The 18,877-nt window shown below is 66.7% G+C and carries 16 protein-coding genes; 7 read left to right on the forward strand and 9 right to left on the reverse strand.

Annotated features, from left to right (window positions below; all coding sequences use genetic code 11):
* Positions 1–137 precede the first annotated feature (137 nt).
* Both ACZ75I_RS05390 and ACZ75I_RS05395 read right to left on the reverse strand, forming a co-directional pair.
* Positions 138–722, reverse strand: coding sequence for a hypothetical protein (locus ACZ75I_RS05390; RefSeq protein WP_346477037.1), 585 nt, complete (start codon positions 720–722; stop codon positions 138–140).
* Positions 723–889: 167 nt separating this feature from the next.
* A complete protein-coding gene (locus tag ACZ75I_RS05395; protein WP_346477038.1) occupies positions 890–1,795 on the reverse strand; it encodes a LysR family transcriptional regulator ArgP in 906 nt (301 codons plus the stop codon).
* Positions 1,796–1,934: 139 nt separating this feature from the next.
* Between ACZ75I_RS05395 and ACZ75I_RS05400 the strand changes: the two genes are divergently transcribed.
* On the forward strand, positions 1,935–2,570 hold the full coding sequence (locus ACZ75I_RS05400) for a LysE/ArgO family amino acid transporter (protein ID WP_049422777.1): 636 nt from the start codon (positions 1,935–1,937) through the stop codon (positions 2,568–2,570).
* A gap of 163 nt (positions 2,571–2,733) precedes the next feature.
* Positions 2,734–4,722 carry an alpha/beta hydrolase family protein gene (locus ACZ75I_RS05405; RefSeq protein ID WP_180868956.1) on the forward strand — a complete coding sequence of 663 codons (1,989 nt, stop codon included), beginning with the start codon at positions 2,734–2,736 and terminating at the stop codon, positions 4,720–4,722.
* A gap of 56 nt (positions 4,723–4,778) precedes the next feature.
* On the opposite strand, the gene ACZ75I_RS05410 is transcribed toward ACZ75I_RS05405, so the two are convergent.
* Positions 4,779–6,533 (reverse strand): oligopeptide:H+ symporter, encoded by a 1,755-nt coding sequence (locus ACZ75I_RS05410; protein ID WP_235647484.1) that lies wholly within the window; start codon positions 6,531–6,533, stop codon positions 4,779–4,781.
* 79 nt (positions 6,534–6,612) lie between these two features.
* Positions 6,613–7,761 (reverse strand): acetyltransferase domain-containing protein, encoded by a 1,149-nt coding sequence (locus ACZ75I_RS05415; protein WP_346477041.1) that lies wholly within the window; start codon positions 7,759–7,761, stop codon positions 6,613–6,615.
* A 200-nt stretch (positions 7,762–7,961) separates the two neighbouring features.
* Here ACZ75I_RS05415 and ACZ75I_RS05420 point away from each other — a divergent pair, with 200 nt between their 5' ends.
* From ACZ75I_RS05420 to ACZ75I_RS05430, 3 genes are all read left to right on the forward strand, one after another.
* Positions 7,962–9,926 (forward strand): OPT family oligopeptide transporter, encoded by a 1,965-nt coding sequence (locus tag ACZ75I_RS05420; protein ID WP_072168689.1) that lies wholly within the window; start codon positions 7,962–7,964, stop codon positions 9,924–9,926.
* Between the two features lie 230 nt (positions 9,927–10,156).
* Entirely contained in the window at positions 10,157–12,235 is a 2,079-nt protein-coding gene (locus ACZ75I_RS05425; protein ID WP_445391438.1) for a S9 family peptidase, read from the forward strand.
* A 141-nt stretch (positions 12,236–12,376) separates the two neighbouring features.
* A complete protein-coding gene (locus ACZ75I_RS05430; protein WP_061480388.1) occupies positions 12,377–13,606 on the forward strand; it encodes a DUF819 family protein in 1,230 nt (409 codons plus the stop codon).
* Positions 13,607–13,773: 167 nt separating this feature from the next.
* Here ACZ75I_RS05430 and ACZ75I_RS05435 read toward each other — a convergent pair whose 3' ends face one another.
* The 5 genes from ACZ75I_RS05435 to ACZ75I_RS05455 are packed head-to-tail and all read right to left on the reverse strand — an operon-like array spanning position 13,774 to position 16,798.
* Entirely contained in the window at positions 13,774–14,256 is a 483-nt protein-coding gene (locus ACZ75I_RS05435) for a hypothetical protein (RefSeq protein ID WP_061480387.1), read from the reverse strand.
* A gap of 46 nt (positions 14,257–14,302) precedes the next feature.
* Positions 14,303–14,563 carry a cell division topological specificity factor MinE gene (gene minE / locus ACZ75I_RS05440; RefSeq protein ID WP_005408532.1) on the reverse strand — a complete coding sequence of 87 codons (261 nt, stop codon included), beginning with the start codon at positions 14,561–14,563 and terminating at the stop codon, positions 14,303–14,305.
* Positions 14,564–14,565: 2 nt separating this feature from the next.
* On the reverse strand, positions 14,566–15,375 hold the full coding sequence (gene minD / locus ACZ75I_RS05445; RefSeq protein ID WP_006424120.1) for a septum site-determining protein MinD: 810 nt from the start codon (positions 15,373–15,375) through the stop codon (positions 14,566–14,568).
* A 35-nt stretch (positions 15,376–15,410) separates the two neighbouring features.
* Positions 15,411–16,256: a septum site-determining protein MinC gene (minC, locus tag ACZ75I_RS05450; RefSeq protein ID WP_049413254.1), complete on the reverse strand. Its 846-nt coding sequence runs from the start codon at positions 16,254–16,256 to the stop codon at positions 15,411–15,413.
* Positions 16,202–16,798 carry a GNAT family N-acetyltransferase gene (locus ACZ75I_RS05455; RefSeq protein WP_005415684.1) on the reverse strand — a complete coding sequence of 199 codons (597 nt, stop codon included), beginning with the start codon at positions 16,796–16,798 and terminating at the stop codon, positions 16,202–16,204. Before ACZ75I_RS05455 ends, minC begins: the two co-directional genes overlap by 55 nt.
* Before the next feature lie 151 nt (positions 16,799–16,949).
* On the opposite strand from ACZ75I_RS05455, the gene ACZ75I_RS05460 reads away from it, so the two are divergent.
* Both ACZ75I_RS05460 and ACZ75I_RS05465 read left to right on the forward strand, forming a co-directional pair.
* Positions 16,950–18,146, forward strand: coding sequence for a sensor histidine kinase (locus ACZ75I_RS05460; protein WP_072166929.1), 1,197 nt, complete (start codon positions 16,950–16,952; stop codon positions 18,144–18,146).
* Complete coding sequence (locus ACZ75I_RS05465) at positions 18,146–18,787, forward strand: response regulator (RefSeq protein ID WP_006424175.1); 642 nt, start codon at positions 18,146–18,148, stop codon at positions 18,785–18,787. The genes ACZ75I_RS05460 and ACZ75I_RS05465 overlap by 1 nt, the downstream gene beginning before the upstream one ends.
* The last annotated feature ends 90 nt before the right edge of the window (positions 18,788–18,877 follow it).

Consider the following 18,877-nt stretch of genomic DNA (forward strand, 5'->3'; position numbering starts at 1 on the left):
GATGCAACGCAGCATCCGGTCGGCGGACCTCTACCATAGCGCCAGGCCATGCCCGGCGACGCGGCCGTCCCTGCGGATGCCGATGCCGCCCGACCGCGTGGCGGCGAAGGCGTTTCCCGGGAGTGCAGGCAGCCGGGTCAGTCACCGCCGACGGTGAAGTATTCCACGGCGAAATAGCCGATCTGGTAGGCCAGCGTCGCCAGCACCAGGCGCAGCTGTGCGCGATGGCTGCGCAGCCGCCAGCCGAGCACCGTTACCGCCAGCATCAACACGGCATGCAACGGGTACGCGGTTCCCAGCAGCTTCCAGCGGCTGCTGCCCTTGATGCCGGTATCGACCAGGTCAAGCAGGGTCAGCGCAGCAATCACGCTGAAGATCCAGCGCCGCCGTTGCATCAGGTAGTTCCCGTAGCTGCCGTATTCGCGCAGGTCGTCGGGAAACAGCAGCGCGCACAGCAGGAACCAGGTCGCGCAGTAGACGATCACGAACAGGTAGGTTTCAAACGTCCAGCGGTGCACCTCGATGAGGCGGAATTCCCACCACCAGAAGGTCACCAGCGAGATCAGCGTCCACGCCACCCAGCCCAGGTGCAGGGCCGAGCAGCCGCGGCGCTGCGGATGCTCGATGATCTGCGCCAGGCCCTTGAGCACGGTGGTAATCGACAGGCCGAGGATGATGCCCATCACCACCCGGATGTGCAGGAACAGCGGATCGGTCTGCATCGCGGCGCTCCGGTGTTGGGTGCTGCGATGCTGGCACAACCGAGCGACCCGGAACGGACCCCGGTCACGCGCTGAAAAAGGGGACGCAGGGGATCAAGTCGTATCAGGCCATACGGCTTGCACGGCGGAAGCGACTTGATCCCTCCACGCCCTTGTCGCTGTACAGCTCAGCGCTTGCGCCGGATCAGTGCCGAGGAGGCATCCAGCACGGCGCGGGTCAGAAGAGCCATGGTCTGCACGTCGCCTTTCCAGTGTTGCCAGTACAGCGGCACGTCTTCCCACGCGCGCTGGCGCACGTAGACCAGGCGGCCCGCGTCCAGGTGGCGCTTGACCAGCGGCAGCGGGTTCATGGTCCAGCCCAGTCCGCCGAGGTTGGCCTGCACGAAGGCCCGGGTGGAGGGAATCCACCAGGTCGGTGCGGCGCTGGGCAGGTCGTCGCCGGCCATGCGTCGGGCGAAGCGCGACTGCATTTCATCCTTGCGGTTGAACACCAGCACCGGGGCCTGCGCCAGCGCCTGCGCGGTCACGCCCTTGGCGAAATGGCGCTCGCGGAACTCAGGGGTGCAGGTCGCCGCATAGCGGATGCTGCCCAGCGCGTGGATCTGGCAACCCTGCACCGGCTCGTCCAGCGTGGTCACCGCGCCCAGCACCGTACCCTGGCGCAGCAGCTCCACCGTGTGGTCCTGGTCCTCCACACGCAGGTCCAAGGTGGTGCCGGTGCTCTGCGCGAACTGGTAGGCCGCCTGCGGGAACCAGGTCTCCAGGCTGTCGTGGTTCACCGCCACCGGGATGCTGGCCTGGGGCAGGTCCTCGTCGGCCAGTCCCATCCGGTGCAGCGCATCGTGTTCGAGCAGGGCGGTCTGCTCGGCCAGCTGCACCAGCAGCTGCCCCTCGGCGGTGGCGGTGGCCGGCGTGCCGCGCTTGACCAGCAGGCGGCCGATCCGGTCCTCCAGTGCCTTGACCCGCTGCGAGATGGCCGAGGGCGTGACATTCAGCGACTGCGCGGCGCGGTCGAAGCTGCCTTCGCGGATCACCGCGGCCAGGGCGCGCAGCTGGGCATGGTCGATACGCATAGAATTAAGCTCCGCTAATGTTGATTTAGGAAGTTTAGCTCGTCTTTTTCATGTTGCGGCGCGACAATGGCGCCCGTTCCGGTGCTGTCCGCCTTCGCGAGGCACCGTCCCCCGCAAGCAATACAAGGCAGTGAATCCCATGTTCTCGGTCATCTCCGCCAGCACCGGCCTCGGTGCCTGGTTCTCTGGTGCAGCCACCGGCATCGGCCTGTTCGCCGTGGTCGGCGCCCAGAGCGCCTTCATTCTGCGCCAGGGCATCCTGCGCAAGCACATCGTGCCGGTGGTCGCCACCTGCGCGGCCATCGATGCCATCTTCATCTTCGCCAGCGTGGCCGGCCTGCGCACGCTCACCTCGGCGCTGCCGTGGCTGACCAGCGCCGTGCTGTGGACCGGCGTCGCCTTCCTGGCCTGGTATGCGATGAAGTCGGCACGCCGTGCGATCGCGGGTGGCGGTGGCATGGGCGAGGCTGACAGCGACGACGGCAGCCGCCGCGCGGTGCTGATGGCCGCGGTCGGCTTCTCGCTGATCAATCCGCACTTCTGGCTGGACATGATGGTGATCGGCTCGATCGCCGAGAACTTCGGCAACGCCCGCATGGCTTTCGCTGCTGGCGTGGTCACGGCCAGCTGCCTGTGGCTGACCGCGCAGGGCCTCGGCGCACGCCTGCTGGCGCCGCTGTTCACCAAGCCCGGCACCTGGCGCGTGCTCGACGGCACCATCGCCGTGATCCTCAGCATCCTGGCCCTCATGTTGGCGGTGCGCGGGGTCCACTGACCCGACGCACGCCCCCCGAACCCACGTCCTGACTCTCTCTCCAAGGTAGTGGCAACGACGGCACCGGCAACGGTGCCGTCGTCTTTTCCGGCTCTGGCGGGAAAGGCATGGCCCTGCCTAGAATCGGCCACCAGGACAAGGTGTCCACAGGAGCAGGGGAAGGATGCACAAGACGATTCTGGCGGCCGCACTGGCCGTCATCGGGGGCGTTGCCGCAGGCAGCGTGGGGGCGGTGGACCTGACGCAGTACCTGCGCCGGGAGACCTTCACCGATATCAAGATTTCGCCGGGGGGCGAGTACGTGGCGGCGACGGTGCCGATGGAGGACGCCACCGCGATCGCCGTGCTGCGGTTGAAGGACAAGCAGATGGTCGGCAGTTTCCGGCCACCCAGCCGCAACCACGCGCAGGAATTCGACTGGGTCAGCAACGAGCGCCTGTTGATCGGCCTGGCCCAGAAGTGGGGCTCGCTCGACCAGCCCAATCCCACCGGCGAACTCTACGCCATCGATGCCAACGGCAATCGCGGCGAACTGCTGGTGGGCTACCGCGTGGAGAGCAACGGCCCGGGAACCCGCATCCAGCCGAAGAAGGTCGAGGCGGTCGCCGCCTTCCTGGCCGACGACCTGCCGGGCGACGAGCGCAACGTGCTGGTGACCGTATGGCCGCTGGCCGAGGATCCGTTCACCCGCGTCGATCGCATGGATGTGACCACCGGCCGCCGTGCGCGGGTGGCATCTTCGCCGGTACGGCGCGGCGAATTCACCACCGATGGCGCCGGCGAGGTCCGCTTCGTGCACGGCTCGGGCAGCGACAACATCAACAAGCTGTATTTCCGCGAACGCAGCGGCGAAACCTGGAAGCTGATCAACGACGAGGCGGTCAGCAAGCGCATCGAAACCGCCCTCGGCTTCTCGGCCGATGACAGCCTGGCCTACCTCAACGTCGAGCAGGCCCAGGGCCCGGATGCGATCGTCAGCTGGAATCCGCAGACCGGCGAGCGTGCCACGCTGCTGCGCGACGAGGTGGTCAATCCGTATCGCATCATCCATCGGCCCGGCACCCACGTGCCGGTGGGCGCGCTGTATCTGGGCGATACGCCGCGTACCCGGTTCTTCGACGAGAAGTCGCCGGAGGCGCGCCTGTACCGCAGCCTGGAAGCCGCGTTCGGAGGGCCCGTCTACATCACCTCCAGCACCCGCGATGGCCGTGTCGTGCTGGTGGAAACCTGGTCGGGCTCGAACCCGGGCGATTTCTACGTGTACGACACGGTGGCGCGCAAGGCCGATCACCTGATCAGCCGCAGCGACTGGATCGACGTGGACCGTAGTGCCAGCGTGAAGCCGATTGCACTGAAGGCGCGCGACGGGCTGCCACTGCATGGCTTCCTGACCCTGCCGGCCGGCAGCGACGGGCGCAACCTGCCGATGGTGGTGATGCCGCATGGCGGCCCGTTCGACATCTTCGATTCCGGCCAGTACGACCGCGAAACGCAGATGCTGGCCGCGGCCGGTTATGCCGTGCTGCAGGTCAACTTCCGTGGTTCGGGCAACTACGGCCGGGCCCACACCCAGGCCGGTGCGCAGCAGTGGGGCGCGGCAATGCAGGACGATGTCACCGATGCCACCCGCTGGGCAATCAGCGAAGGCATCGCCGACGGCCGTCGCATCTGTATCTACGGCGCCAGCTACGGGGCCTACTCGGCGATGATGGGTGCCGCCCGCGAACCCGGGTTGTATCAGTGCGCGGCGGGCTATGTCGGGGTTTACGACCTGCCGATGATGTACACCCGCGGCGACATCCAGGACCGGGGTTCAGGCGTGACCTATCTGCGCGAATGGCTGGGGGATCCGGCCAAGCTGGGTGCGGTGTCGCCGGTGAACCTGGCCGAACGGATCAAGGTGCCGGTGTTCCTGGCCGCCGGTGGCGAAGACAAGCGCGCGCCGATCCAGCACACCGAGCGCATGGAAGCGGCGCTCAAGCGCGCCGGCACGCCGGTGGAAAGCCTGTACTACAAGACCGAAGGCCACGGCTTCTACACCGAGGCCCATCGCAGCGAGTACTACGACAAGTTGCTGGCCTTCCTGGCGCGCAGCCTGGGTGGCAAGACCGCGACGGCCGCGCCTGCGACCGGCAAGGACAAGGCGCCCTGAGCTGGCAGGGCGGCGGATGAACGTTCCGCCGCCCTGGTTTTCCGCAAGCGCGGGGTTTACTTCACCCCGTGCATCATCTTCTTCAGCAGCGGTGCGGCGATGAAGGCCGCCAGTGCGCAACCCAGGCCGATCCACATCAGCAGCCAGAACAGGTGCGCGTAGGCGCCGGCTGCGGCCACCATGTCCAGCGATTCGCCTTCCGGCACCTCGATCGCGGCCAGCTTGCCGAACAGCGCGGCCAGCGTCTCCGAGAATGCGGTGGCCAGGAACCAGGTGCCCATCATCAGGCTCATCACCCGCGGCACGGCCAGCTGTGTCACTGCCGACAGGCCGACCGGCGACAGGCACATCTCGCCGCTGGCGAGCAGGAAGTAGGCCAGCACCAGCCACCACACGCTGGCCATCTCGCCCGTGGCGCCCACCTGCTGCGCCGCCAGTGCCAGCGGCACGAACGACAGTGCGCCGATCACCAGGCCCCAGGCCGACTTCACCGGCTTGCCCGGCTCCCAGCCGCGGCGGTCCATCCACGTCCACAGCGCGGCGAAGACCGGCGCCAGCAGCACCAGGAACAGGCCGCCGAGATAGGTCAGCGAGCCGGCGGTCTGCGGGATCACCAGGCAGTCGCGCACCAGCAGCACCAGCATCAGCACGACGATGGCGGCGAAGAACGTGCGCGGTGCAGACGAGCCCGGGCGGCGCTCGGACAGCCGCGCGCTGATCACGAAGCCCAGCGGTGCCAGCAGCAGCGAGAGGATCGACCACGGCAGCGGCGTGCCGCCGGTGATCACCAGCGAGGGCACGATGTCCTTGGTCAACAGGCGGTCGGTGAAGGTCACCCACGAGCCGTAGGACTGCTCGTACATGGTGAAGAACACCAGCGCCAGGAAGATCAGAACCATCAGCGCGATCATCTGCTGGCGCTGCACCGGCGTGCACTTGCTGCCGGTGAACCAGGCGAACCAGACCAGCACGCCGCCCAGCACCACCAGCATCAGCATCAGCGCCAGGCTGATTTCTCCGCCCAGTGCGAACGCGCCGTTGCCGGCAGCCCACATCAGCCACGCCACCGGCAGCACACCCAGCACCGCGCACAGATAGATGAGCCATTCGCGTGGCAGGCCCAGCACCTTCTGCTTCAGCGCAGCCGGCTGCGGCGGTTCGGCATGGCCCTGCAGGTACTTCTGGCCCCATAGGAACATCGCCAGGCCGGCCAGCATGCCGATGCCGGCAGCACCGAACCCATACTTCCAGCCATAGGCCTCACCGAGGAAGCCACACACCAGCGAAGAGAACAGCGCGCCGAGGTTGATGCCGGCGTAGAACAGCGAGAAGCCCGAGTCGCGACGGGGGTCGTCCTTGGCGTACAGCTTGCCGACGATGGTGGAGATGTTCGGTTTCAGGAAGCCGACGCCCATGATGATCAGCGCCAGGGACAGGTAGGTCACCGCCAGTGCGGAGGTGTCGCGCACCACTTCGCCGTTCACCCGGTACGCGGCGTGGCCCTCGAAGGCCATGCCGAGGTGGCCGAGCACCAGCAGGATGCCGCCGAACAGCACTGCCCGGCGCATGCCCAGCCAGCGGTCGGCCAGCATGCCACCGAACACCGGGATGCAGTACACCAGGCCGCCATAGGCACCGAGCAGGTCCAGGCCGGCCTTGTCGCCGAACAGGTGGTACTTGGTCAGGTACAGCAGCAGCAGCGCCTTCATGCCGTAGAAGGAGAAGCGCTCCCACATTTCAGTGAAGAAGCAGACGTAGACGCCCTTGGGATGGCCCAGGAAATCGTCGGAAGCGATAGCGGTGGAATTCATCGCGGAATTATAGGCCTGTGGCCTGATCCGCTTTCAGTAGATCCACGCCATGCGTGGATTGCCGGACTGGCCTGGGCGATCACAGGTATCGCAACCACGGCAGATCGCGCCTTCGCGCTTTGAACCGCGCGAAGGCCCGCGTCGGCGGGTACAGCACCACCGCCAGCACACAGGCCACCAGCAGCAGGCCGGCGACCGAATCCAGCGCGTACAGGCCACCGTGTGTCGGGCCCCAGATTGCCAGCGCGCCCAGGTACAGCCCCTTCAGCACATACAGGTGCAGCAGGTAGAAGAACATCGGCGCAGCGCCGATATCGGCCAGCGGCTGCAGTGCCCGCGCCAGCGGCGGCCATTCGTACAGCCGCAGCAGCAACATTCCCACCCCCAGGGTCAGCAGCAGGAACTGCAAGGACGGCGGGTATTTGGTGACATTGAAGATGCTCAACCACGTGCGCAGCGTAGTGGTCTGGTACGACCAGGGAGCATCCCCATACTGGTTGGCGAACCGCAGCAATGCGAACAGGGCCAGCGCGCCGACGCCTGTCCACAGCAGCCAGCGCTGGCGCTGCTCCAGTGCGCGCTCGCGGGCGAACCAAGGCCCCATCAGATAGCCCAGTGCGATCACCCCGATCCACGGCAGCACCGGATAGGAGGTGCGCAGGCGCAGCGCGCCAGCCTCGATCCAGTCGCGCTGATGCAGCACTTTCCACAGCACCGCCAGCAGGCCATTGCCTTGCACCCGCATGCCGTCGAACAGGTTGTGCCCGGCCACCACCGCGATTGCCAGCATCAGCAGGGCCGGGCGTGGCAGCCATAGCAGCCCGGCCAGCGCGATCATGCTCAGTCCGATGGCCCAGATCACCTGCAGGTACAGCGTGTCCGGCGGCAGCTGGAAGGTCCAGGCGAAGTTCACCAGGGTCAGTTCCAGCACGACAAGGAACAGCCCGCGCTTGAGCAGGAAGGCGGCTGTGGCCCGGCGCGGATCCGCCTGGCGCTGGCCGTACAGCCAGGCCGACAGGCCGGTCAAGAGGACGAACACGGGTGCGCACAGGTGGGCCAGCAGGCGGCAGGCGAACAGCGCAGGAGAGACTGTCGCTGCATCCATCGGGTCGCTCACCTGGTGCTGCAGGAAGAAGGTCTCGCGCACGTGGTCCAGCAGCATCAGCAGCATCACGGTGCCGCGCAGCTGGTCGATGGAGGCCAGGCGAGGGGAGGGGGAAGGGGGCATGCGATGCAGTAAGAACAAGGTAGCATTAAGATATAACATATCATTTGCGGTACGCCCATCCGGACTTTGCCGGGTCGGTCGATTGCCGGGCCACGTGTTGGCCCGTTGCGCTGCAGCGCACGCCCCCATCCTTTGGCACGCTGGACTTGATCTGCCCTGAACGCTAGCGTGCAAGGGATTTTTTGCCAGCAGGGGCTTCCATGAACCACGACGCTGCGCCCAAGCAGCTCACCTTCCGCGCGGTGGCCCTGGCCATCGTGCTGGCGGTGGTGCTGTCGGCCGCCAACGCCTACCTCGGCCTGTTCGCAGGCCTGACCATCGCCACCGCCATTCCCGCCGCGGTGATTTCCATGGGCGTGCTGCGCCTGCTGGGCGGTGGTTCCATCCTCGAGAACAACATCGTGCAGACCGGCGCCTCGGCCGGTTCATCGATCGCCGCCGGTGTGATCTTCACCATCCCCGCGCTGGTGATCATGGGCTACTGGCCGGACTTCAAGTACTGGTGGGTGCTGGGCATCGCCGGCCTGGGCGGCCTGCTGGGCGTGCTGTTCTCGGTGCCGCTGCGCCGTTCGATGATCGTTGAAGACCCGCTGCCGTTCCCGGAAGGCAAGGCGGCGGCGGAAGTGCTCAAGGCCGGCGAGAACCCGGGTCCGGGCCTGAAGATCCTGGGCCTGTCGGCGGTGATCGGCGCCTTCGTCAAGCTGGCTGCGGAAAGCGGCATGCGCCTGATCCCGGACGCCTGGGCCACCTCGGCCTATGTCGGCAGCTCCAAGGTCACCGCCTTCATCGGCACCAACCTGTCGCCTGCACTGCTGGGCGTGGGCTACATCGTCGGCCTCAACGTCGGCATCGTGGTGGTGTCCGGCTCGATCCTGACCTGGCACATCGCCATTCCGATCTACCAGGCGTTCTTCATGAACACCGATCCGGCGCTGGCCGCATCGGTTGCCGCAGCTTCCTCCACCGAGGCCGCGTTCGCCATCTGGGGCGCGAAGATGCGCTACCTGGGCGTTGGTGCGATGCTGATCGGTGGCATCTGGACCCTGATCTCGCTGCGCAAGTCGCTGCTCAACGGCGTCAAGAGCGGCTTCGCCGCGGCCCGCAAGAGTGGCGGCCCGGTGCTGGCGCACACTGAGCGCGACCTGCCGATGAAGTGGATGCTGGTCGCCCTGGTGGCGTTCGTGCTGCCGCTGCTGGCCCTGTATCAGGCCATCGTCGGCCAGTGGCACGTGTCGATCCCGATGACCCTCATCATGATCGTCGCCGGCTTCCTGTTTGTTTCGGTCTCGGCCTACCTGGCCGGCCTGATCGGTTCGTCCAACAACCCGGTCTCGGGCATCACCATCTCGACCATCCTGTTCGCCTCGGCCGTGCTGGTCGTGCTGCTGGGCGCTGACGGCCTCAAGCCGGTCGGTGCCGGCGGTGCGCCGCTGGGTGCGGTGGCCGCGATCATGATCGGCGCGGTGGTGTGCTGCGCCGCTGCGGTCGGTGGTGACAACCTGCAGGACCTCAAGGCCGGTTACATCGTCGGTGCCACCCCGTGGAAGCAGCAGCTGATGCTGGGCATCGGTGCGTTCTCGTGCGCGCTGATCATGGCCCCGGTACTGAACCTGCTGGCCACTGCCTACGGCATCGGCGTGAAGTCCGAGCTGCACCCGAACGCGCTGGCCGCGCCGCAGGCCAACCTGATGGCCTCGGTGGCCAAGGGCCTGTTCGGTGGTGAACTGCCGTGGACTTTCATCGGCATCGGTGCTGTGGTCGGTGCTGCCATCATCGCCTTCGACAGCTGGCTGAAGTCGCGCAACGCGCGCTTCCGCGTGCCGGTGCTGGCCGCCGCCATCGGCATCTACCTGCCGCTGGAACTGATGGTGCCGATCTTCCTCGGCGGCCTGATCGCCCATCTGGTCGAGCGCTTCCACAAGGTGCGCGCCGATGACGAAGAAGGCCGCGACCGCGTGCACAAGCCGGGCGTGCTGTTTGCCGCCGGCCTGATCACCGGTGAGGCACTGATGGGCATCGCCATCGCGATTCCGATCGTGATCAGCAGCCGTGCCGACGTGCTGGCGGTGCCGTTCCACCTGCCGGGCGCACAGTGGATCGGCCTGGCCGTGCTGTTCCTGGTCGGCTGGCTGATCTACCGCACCGGCAAGTACGCCAAGGCGTAGGGGCGGGCTCTGACCCTGGGTTCAATGGGTAGTGCCGGCCGCTGGCCGGCAACCACGGAACCTCCAAGGGCCTTGGTGTTGCCGGCCAGCGGCCGGCACTACCGCAAAACCCCGCTTCGGCGGGGTTTGCTGTTTCTGGCGATTGCCCGCCTGCAGCCATGACCGATGGCCTTGGCAGCCCCGGCCATGCGGGCCTACCATCGGTTTTTTGCCGTCCTGCGGAGACCCCGATGAAACTGCGTCATGCCCTGCTGCCACTGAGCCTGCTGGCCGCCCTGCCCAGCGTCGCCGCTGCCCGCGGCCTGGAAGTCCGCGACATGGTGGCCATGGACCGCGTCTCCGCGCCGGTACTGACCGCTGACGGCGGCACCGTGGTGTTCGCCAAGCGCAGCGTGGACGCCAACCTGAAGGCCTCCACGGCGCTGTTCGCGCGCAACCTGCGCACCCGCGACGCAGCGCCGCCGAAGCAGATCACCCCGGCCGGCTGGAACGTCAATTCCGCTTCGCTGTCGGCCGATGGCCAGACCGTGTATTTCCTCAGTGCCAGGAACGGCAGCCAGCAGCTGTACGCGCAGCCGATCAGCGGCGGCACGCCGCGCCAGCTGACCGACTTCCCGGTCGACGTGGACAGCTATCGTGTGTCGCCGCAGGACGACCGCGTGTTGTTCAGCGCCGGCGTGTTCCAGGCGTGCGCCTCGGACCTGGCCTGCACCGAGAAGAAGCTGAAGGAAAAGAAGGACGCCAAGGCCAGCGGCCAGGTGTGGGATTCGCTGTTCGTGCGCCATTGGGACACCTGGAACGACGGTCGCCGCAATACCCTGTTCGTCGCTCCGCTGCCGGCAGCCAAGGCCGGTGTGGTCAAGGGCGCTTCGGCGCTGAGCGCGACCATCGATGGTGATGCGCCGTCCAAGCCGTTCGGCGGCAATGACGACTTCGTTTGGTCGCCGGACGGCGCCAGCGTGGTGGCCAGCATCCGCGTGGCCGGCAAGCAGGAGCCGTGGTCGACCAACTTCGACCTGTACCGCTTCGACGCCGCCGGCAAGCAGGCGCCGGTCAACCTGACGGCCTCCAACCCGGCCTGGGATGCCGGCCCGGTGTTCAGTGCCGACGGCAAGACGCTGTTCTACCGCGCGATGAAGCGCCCGGGCTTCGAGGCCGACCGCTTCGGCCTGATGGCGATGGACGTTGCCAGCGGCAAGACCCGCGAGATTGCCCCGCAGTGGGATCGTTCGGCCGGTGGCATCACCCTGTCCGCCGACGGCGCCAGCATCTACACCACTGCCGATGATCTCGGCGAACACCCGCTGTTCCAGATCGACGTGGCCAGCGGCAAGGCCACCAAGCTGATCGGCGACGGCAGCGTGACCGCAGTCGACGTGGCCGGCAACAGTGTGGCGATCACCCGCAACAGCCTGAAGAGCAACGACCAGGTGCTGGTCGGCTTGCTGCCGGCCACGGGCGAAGCCATCGGCGAACTGCGCGCGCTGACCCCGGCCGCAGGCGAGGTGCTGAAGGACGTGTCCTTCGGCGACTACGAGCAGTTCGAGTTCAAGGGCTGGAACAACGACACCGTGCACGGCTACGTGGTCAAGCCGCACAACTACCAGGAAGGCAAGTCCTACCCGGTGGCGTTCCTGATCCACGGCGGCCCGCAGGGCAGCTTCGGCAATGGCTGGAGCTACCGCTGGAACCCGCAGACCTACGCGGGCCAGGGCTACGCGGTGGTGATGATCGACTTCCACGGCTCCACCGGCTATGGCCAGGCATTCACCGATGCGATCAGCCAGCACTGGGGCGACCGCCCGCTGGAAGACCTGCAGAAGGGCTGGGATGCGGCGCTGAAGAAGTACGCCTTCCTCAACGGTGACAAGGCCTGCGCGCTGGGCGCCAGCTACGGCGGCTTCATGGTCAACTGGATCGCCGGCAACTGGAACGGCCCGTTCAAGTGCCTGGTCAACCACGACGGCGTGTTCGACCAGCGCATGATGGGCTACGCCACCGAAGAACTGTGGTTCACCGAGTGGGAACAGGGCGGCACGCCGTACCAGAAGGCCGCCAACTACGAGAAGTTCAACCCGGTCAACCACGTGGCGGACTGGAAGAAGCCGATCCTGGTCATCCACGGCCAGCAGGACTTCCGCATTCCGGTCGAGCAGGGCCTGGCCGCATTCACCGCCGCCCAGCGCCAGGGCATCGAATCGAAGTTCCTGTACTTCCCGGATGAAAACCACTGGGTGCTGAAGCCGAACAACAGCATCCTGTGGCATGACACCGTCAATGCCTGGCTGAAGCAGCACATCGGCAATTGATGATTGCAGCGCCGCCCTTAGGGGCGGCGCTTTTGTCTCCGCCGGTGGGTGCCGATGTTCCCGCCGGTGGGTGCCGACCGTTGGTCGGCACACCTTCGCCAACAGCAGCCGAGCATGGCTCGGCTCTACAAGAGCCCCTGCATGATCCAGAACGACATCGTCGTCTTCGGTTTGATCGCCGCCACCCTTGGCGCCGTGTTCTGGACCGCCTCGCGGGAGCAGGGCCTGTGGAAGCGCGTCTACACCTTCGTGCCGGCACTGCTGCTGTGCTACCTGATTCCCGGCATCTACAACACCGTCGGCCTGATCGACGGGCAGAACACCCGGCTCTACAACCCGATCGCGCGCGACATCCTGCTGCCGGCGGCGCTGATCCTGCTGACCCTTGCGGTCGACATCAAGGGCATCCTGCGGCTCGGCCCGAAGCTGGTGCTGATGTACCTGGGGGCCTCGGCCAGCATCATGCTCGGTGCGGTGGTGGCGTTCCTGCTGATGCGTGCCGTGCATCCGGAAACCGTGGCCGGCGACACCTGGGCCGGCATGGCCGCGCTGGCCGGCAGCTGGATCGGTGGCGGCGCCAACATGCTGGCGATGCGTGAAGTGTTCGACGTCAATGCGACCACCTTCGGACAGTTCGCGGTGGTCGACGTGGGGGTCGGCTACGTATGGATGGCCGCGCTGATCTTCCTGGCCGGGCGCGCGGCGAAGATCGACGCACGCAGTGGTGCCGATACCTCGGCCATCGATGAGCTGAAGGAGCGCATTGCGCGCTTCCAGGCCGAACACGAGCGCATTCCCAGCCTCACCGACCTGATGCTGATCGTGGCGGTGGCCTTCGGCGGTGTCGGCCTGGCTCACGCCATTGGCGCACCGCTGGCGGCGTGGTTCAAGGCGAATGTCAGCTGGGCTGCGCAGTTCAGCCTGGACGCGCCGTTCGTGTGGGTGGTGGTGCTGTCGACCACGCTCGGCCTCAGCCTCAGTTTCACCCGTGCGCGCAACCTGGAAGGTGCGGGCGCATCGCGCCTGGGCTCGCTGCTGCTGTACTTCCTGATCGCCTGCATCGGCATGCAGATGGATCTGCTGGCGCTGCTGGATCGCCCGTGGCTGTTCCTGCTGGGCATCATCTGGATCAGCGTGCACATCGTGCTGCTGTGGTGCCTGGGCAAGCTGCTGAAGGTGCCGTTCTTCTATTTCGCCATCGGTTCGCAGTCGAACATTGGTGGCCCAGCCTCGGCGCCGGTGGTGGCCGCGGCGTTCCATCCGGCCCTGGCGCCGGTCGGCGTGCTGCTGGGAACGATGGGTTATGCCACCGGCACGTACCTGGCCTACATCGTCGGCATTACCTTGCGGACGCTGGCCGGGCAGGGGTGATTGTGCACGGGGCGATTGGGCAGATCCTGTAGAGCCGAGCCCGCGCTCGGTTGCATCTGTATTTGTGCAGGTAACAGCGAAGAGCAGCCGAGCATGGGCTCGGCTCTACAGTAGATCCACGCCATGCGTGAATGGTGCGTACCAAGGTCCGCACCCACCAGCGGCGGTTACGCCGCCTGCAGCAATCCGCGTTCGATCAACCACGCCTTCGCGTCCTCGGCGTCCTGCTCGAACCACGCCTTCGTGGATCCCAGCCGATACGTATACCCCCAAGCATCCATGTCGGCCATCAGCCGCTGGCTGCCGACACCGGGCAGCTGCCCGGCCAGCACGATCTGCAGGTAGCAGGTCGCGTCTTCCTCGGCCACCGAGTCGGTGGCATCGGTGTGCACCTGCGCACGCCGCTCCGGCGGCAGTACGATCAGGTGGCAGGCCTCATGCAGCATCGAGTGCACGGGCGTGTCATCGCGCACGTAGACGTTGCTGGCGATGATGCCGGCCTCTGGCTCGCCCCAGTAACTGCCGGGAATCGGTTCGCCGGGCGCCACGTGGTGCAGCCGAAGGCCATGCGCGGCGAGCAGGCGCTGCGCGTCGGCGAAGGCGATGTCGCCCACGCAGGTGATGTCCACGGCGGTTGTCGTATCGGTCATGCGGGTCAGGCAGCCCCGCCCATGCAGGCACGGGCGGGGCAGGGGATCAGGGTTTGTCCGGGCCTTCGGGCAGCGCCACGGAAATGTCCAGCACGTCGTGCTGGCCATCCTTCACCAGGTCGACCTTCACCGCATCGACGTCGATGTTCACGTACTTCTTGATCACTTCCAGCAGCTCGCGCTGCAGCAGCGGCAGGTAGTCCGGGCCACCGCGGTGGCTGCGTTCCTGCGCGATGATGATCTGCAGGCGGTTCTTGGCGGTTTCGGCGGTGGTCTTCTTCGCTTTGAGGAAATCAAACAGGCCCATGCTTACCCTCCGAACAGCTTGCTGAAGAAGCCCTTCTTCTCGACGTTGGTGAAGCGCATCGGGCGTTCTTCGCCGAGGATGCGCGCGACGGCGTCTTCATAGGCCTGGCCGGCAGCGGATTCGACATCCAGGATGACCGGCTCGCCCTTGTTGGAGGCGTTGAGCACGTCGCCCGACTCCGGAATCACGCCGATCGCCTTCAGGCCGAGCACTTCCTCGACGTCGGCGATGCTCAGCATCTCGCCGCTTTCCACGCGCACCGGGGTGTAGCGGGTCAGCAGCAGGAAGGCCGGCACGTCCTGGCCGGACTCGGCCTTGTGGGTCTTCGAGTCGAGCAGGCCGATGATGCGGTCGGAGTCGCGCACCGACGACACTTCCGGGTTCACCACCACCACCGCGCGGTCGGCGAAATACATCGCCAGGAAGGCACCCTTCTCGATGCCGGCCGGGGAGTCGCAGATGATGTAGTCGAAACCGTCGGCGGCCAGGTCCTTCAGGACCTTGCCCACGCCTTCCTGGGTCAGTGCGTCCTTGTCGCGGGTCTGCGAGGCGGCCAGCACGTACAGGTTGTCAAAGCGCTTGTCCTTGATCAGGGCCTGCTTGAGGGTGGCTTCGCCGTGCACGACGTTGACGAAGTCATACACCACGCGGCGTTCGCAGCCCATGATCAGGTCGAGGTTGCGCAGGCCGACGTCGAAGTCGATCACCGCCACCTTCTTGCCGCGCCGCGCCAGGCCGCAGGCCAGGCTCGCGCTGGAAGTGGTCTTGCCGACGCCGCCCTTGCCGGAGGTGACTACGATGATTTCAGCCAAAGGACTTCTCCTGATGATTCTGTTTGGGGGCTGCGTCAGTCCAGCGCAGCGATCTTGATCTGGTCCTGTTCCAGCCAGACCTGCACGGCCTTGCCGCGCAGGTTGTCCGGGACATCGTCCAGTACCTTGTAATGGCCGGCAATGGCGACCAGTTCCGCATGGAAATCACGGCAGAAAATGCGTGCCGCGGTGTTGCCCTGGGCCCCGGCCAGCGCGCGGCCGCGCAGGGTGCCGTAGATGTGGATGCTGCCATCGGCGATGACCTCGGCGCCGGCGCCGACGGTGGCCATCACGGTCAGGTCGCAGTTTTCCGCGTACAGCTGCTGGCCCGAACGCACGTTGCCCAGCTGCATGCGGCCCGGCTTCGGTGCAGCCGCGTCGGCCACCTTGGCCACCGGCGTTGCCGGGGCGGGCTTCGGTTCGGCACGGGCGGCGCGGCGCGGCTCCGGTGCAGGCGGCGGCGGGGCCGGTTCGGCCTCGGCACGCTCGTACTGCGCGCGGAACTTGGCCAGCAGCGGCAGGCCGAGCTGCTGCGAGAGCAGGTCGATCGCGCTGGTGCCATAGGCCAGCGCCACCGGCAGCACGCCGGCGCTGCGCAGGCCATCGACCAGCGCCTGCGCGGTGGCCACATCCGGCACCTGGCTCAGGCCGCCGAAGTCGAGGATCACCGCGGCGCGGCCGAACAGCTTCGGGGCGCGGGTCACGCGCTCGCGCATTTCCTGCACGAGGCGTTCGACATCAAGGGTACGGATGCGCAGGTTGGCGATGCCCACCTGGCCGATCTTCAGTTCACCGGCTTGTTCGTAATCGAAATTCACCGCCACGCTCAGGTCCCCGTCGGCCGCTGTGCCTGCGCCGGCAGCTGCCGTGCGCGTGTCCATGCCACATCCGGCAGCTTGCCGCCGTAGGTCTCCTTGACCCAGGGGTAGCTGCACAGTTCCTTGGCCAGCATGCTGGCGCGCACATCGACCTGCGGCATCGTGTTCTGGCCCAGCTCGCGGAAGCCGAAGCTGCCGTGGAAGAGCAGGGCGGCATCGGCGCCATGGTCGAGGAAGACTTCGCAGGTCATCTGCGGGTAGCGCAGCTCGGCGAAGCTCTGCGCGTCGGCATAGAACGCACGGCCGACGCCGCCGCCACGACGGCGGCTGGCGACCACGATGCGGTCGATATAGAAGAACGGGGTGTCCAGCTGCTGCTTGAACCAGGCGAAATTGCTGCTGTCGTGCTGGCTGTCGCTGCCAAAGCCGATCAGGAAGCCGGCCAGGTTGCCGTCGCGCTCGGCGACGCGGAAGTATTCAGCGGTTTCATAGAACAGGCGCAGGCGGGCCGCATCCAGGGGAAGGATGGCCAGGCCAGCATTGTTGTTCAAAGCCAGGACGGAATCGAGCTCGTGCTCGCGCACGTCGCGGATGACAATCGACATTGTGACTCCGTGGGGTAACGCGGTTGGTCCATCAAGGGACCCTGCGTACGATTATTGCATGCCCGGGGTGGGCTGCGGCATGAACAGGCGACCGCAGGGGCATGACTTCCGTGGGAGTGCGCGACGCAGGCCGGACCCGTAGAGTGCTGGCATGTTGGGAGTCCTCAGCCATACCCGCGTCCTCCGCCTGGCCGGCCTGTTCACCTGGGTCATGGTCGGCCTGCCGCTGGCGTACTCGCAGTTCGAGAACCTGCACAGCCGCGCTGACATGGGCGGCTGGGCGATCCTGCTGTTCGTCGCCTACCTGTCCTTCGGCACGGCCTACTACTGGCTGACCCGCATCCTGCGCAGCGACAGCCATACCAGCTGGCTGGACCGCGGCCTGCTGCTGTTGCTGACGGTCTCGGCGCTGGGGGTCAGCTTCCTCAGCGGGTCGGGCCTGGGCAGCATCCTGATGATGGTGGCCGCCGGGGTCATTCCGTGGATGCTGTCGGTACGGCTGGGCGTGCTGTGGCTGCTGGTCAGCCAGCTGGCCGTGGCTCCGGTCTATTACCTGCTGCTGCGCTTCCCGCTGTTCGAAGCGGTGATGCAGTCGCTGCTGTATGGCGGCTTCTCCATGTTCATCTTTGTGACCAGCCTGGTCGCGCGGCAGCAGACCGAGGCCCGCGACGAGCAGCGCCGGCTCAATTCGGAACTGCGCGCCACCCGCGCCCTGCTGGCCGAGAGCGCGCGGGTCAACGAACGCACCCGCATTTCGCGCGAACTGCATGACCTGCTGGGCCACCAGCTGACCGCGCTGACCCTGAACCTGGAGGTCGCCGGGCACCTGGCCGAGGGCCAGGCCCTCGATCACGTGAAGCGCTCGCACGCGCTGGCCAAGCTGCTGCTGGGCAACGTGCGCGAGGTGGTGAGCCAGCTGCGCGAGACCGGCGCGATCGATCTGGCTGCGGCGCTGCGCCCGCTGACCGAGAACGTGCCCTCGCTGGACATCCAGCTGGAGATCGAGGATCCGCTGAACGTGGAGGACCCGCAGCGGGCCCACGTACTGCTGCGCTGCACCCAGGAGATCATCACCAACGCGGTGCGCCATGCCAGTGCCCGCCACCTGTGGATCAAGGTGTACCGTGAAGCCCCCGATCGGGTCGTGGTCGAGGCCCGCGACGACGGCGTCGGCGCGGATATGGTCAATGTGGGCAATGGCTTGCGCGGCATGCGCGAGCGCCTGCAACAATGTGGTGGCCAGCTGCAGATCGAAACCCGCCCCGGTGAGGGTTTCCGGCTGCGGGCGACGGTGCCGGCAACGGTGCTGGTGGCGGCCCTTACCAAGGTTCCTGAAGGAGTGCGTTGATGATTCGCGTCTGCCTGGTCGACGACCAAACCCTGGTGCGGCAGGGAATCCGCTCCCTGCTGGCGCTCGACGACGGCATCGAGGTGGTGGCCGAGGCCGGCGACGGCCGGCAGGCGGTCGAGCTGATCCCCCAGGTACGCCCCGACGTGGTGCTGATGGACATGCGCATGCCGGTGATGTCGGGGCTGGAGGCCCTGCAGGTGCTGTCGCGGCAGGAACAGCTGCCGCCGACCATCATCCTCACCACCTTCGACGACGACCAGCTGGTGCTGGCCGGGCTCAAGGCCGGTGCCAAGGGCTACCTGCTCAAGGACGTCACCCTGGCACAGCTGGTCGGTGCCATCCGCACCGTGGCCGACGGGGGATCGCTGGTGCAGCCGGCGGTAACCCAGCGCCTGCTGTCCGGCCTGGAGCACATGCGCAATGAATTCGTCAGCCTGGACCGCCCGGACCCGTTGACCGACCGCGAGACCGAGATCCTGCGGCTGATGGCCAGTGGCTTCTCCAACAAGGAGATCGCCAATTCGCTGGGCGTCGCCGAGGGCACCATCAAGAACCACGTGTCCAACATCCTTTCCAAGCTGGGTGTGCGCGACCGTACGCGTGCCGTATTGAAGGCGTTCGAGCTCCAGCTGGTCTGAGAAAAAATCTTTCAAGTACAAAGACTTGGGTCGTAGTCCGGGGTTTCCGCCAAGGTTGCCCCCTACTTGCCGGGTAGCGGTATGCGTTAC

The organism is Stenotrophomonas sp. X, from assembly GCF_055721025.1.

Coding starts and splice junctions, on each gene's coding strand:
- ACZ75I_RS05390 (WP_346477037.1), bottom strand. CDS start 722: ATGCAGACCGATCCGCTGTTCCTGCACATCCGGGTGGTGATGGGCATC.
- ACZ75I_RS05395 (WP_346477038.1), bottom strand. CDS start 1,795: ATGCGTATCGACCATGCCCAGCTGCGCGCCCTGGCCGCGGTGATCCGC.
- ACZ75I_RS05400 (WP_049422777.1), top strand. CDS start 1,935: ATGTTCTCGGTCATCTCCGCCAGCACCGGCCTCGGTGCCTGGTTCTCT.
- ACZ75I_RS05405 (WP_180868956.1), top strand. CDS start 2,734: ATGCACAAGACGATTCTGGCGGCCGCACTGGCCGTCATCGGGGGCGTT.
- ACZ75I_RS05410 (WP_235647484.1), bottom strand. CDS start 6,533: ATGAATTCCACCGCTATCGCTTCCGACGATTTCCTGGGCCATCCCAAG.
- ACZ75I_RS05415 (WP_346477041.1), bottom strand. CDS start 7,761: ATGCCCCCTTCCCCCTCCCCTCGCCTGGCCTCCATCGACCAGCTGCGC.
- ACZ75I_RS05420 (WP_072168689.1), top strand. CDS start 7,962: ATGAACCACGACGCTGCGCCCAAGCAGCTCACCTTCCGCGCGGTGGCC.
- ACZ75I_RS05425 (WP_445391438.1), top strand. CDS start 10,157: ATGAAACTGCGTCATGCCCTGCTGCCACTGAGCCTGCTGGCCGCCCTG.
- ACZ75I_RS05430 (WP_061480388.1), top strand. CDS start 12,377: ATGATCCAGAACGACATCGTCGTCTTCGGTTTGATCGCCGCCACCCTT.
- ACZ75I_RS05435 (WP_061480387.1), bottom strand. CDS start 14,256: ATGACCGATACGACAACCGCCGTGGACATCACCTGCGTGGGCGACATC.
- minE (WP_005408532.1), bottom strand. CDS start 14,563: ATGGGCCTGTTTGATTTCCTCAAAGCGAAGAAGACCACCGCCGAAACC.
- minC (WP_049413254.1), bottom strand. CDS start 16,256: ATGGACACGCGCACGGCAGCTGCCGGCGCAGGCACAGCGGCCGACGGG.
- ACZ75I_RS05455 (WP_005415684.1), bottom strand. CDS start 16,798: ATGTCGATTGTCATCCGCGACGTGCGCGAGCACGAGCTCGATTCCGTC.
- ACZ75I_RS05460 (WP_072166929.1), top strand. CDS start 16,950: ATGTTGGGAGTCCTCAGCCATACCCGCGTCCTCCGCCTGGCCGGCCTG.
- ACZ75I_RS05465 (WP_006424175.1), top strand. CDS start 18,146: ATGATTCGCGTCTGCCTGGTCGACGACCAAACCCTGGTGCGGCAGGGA.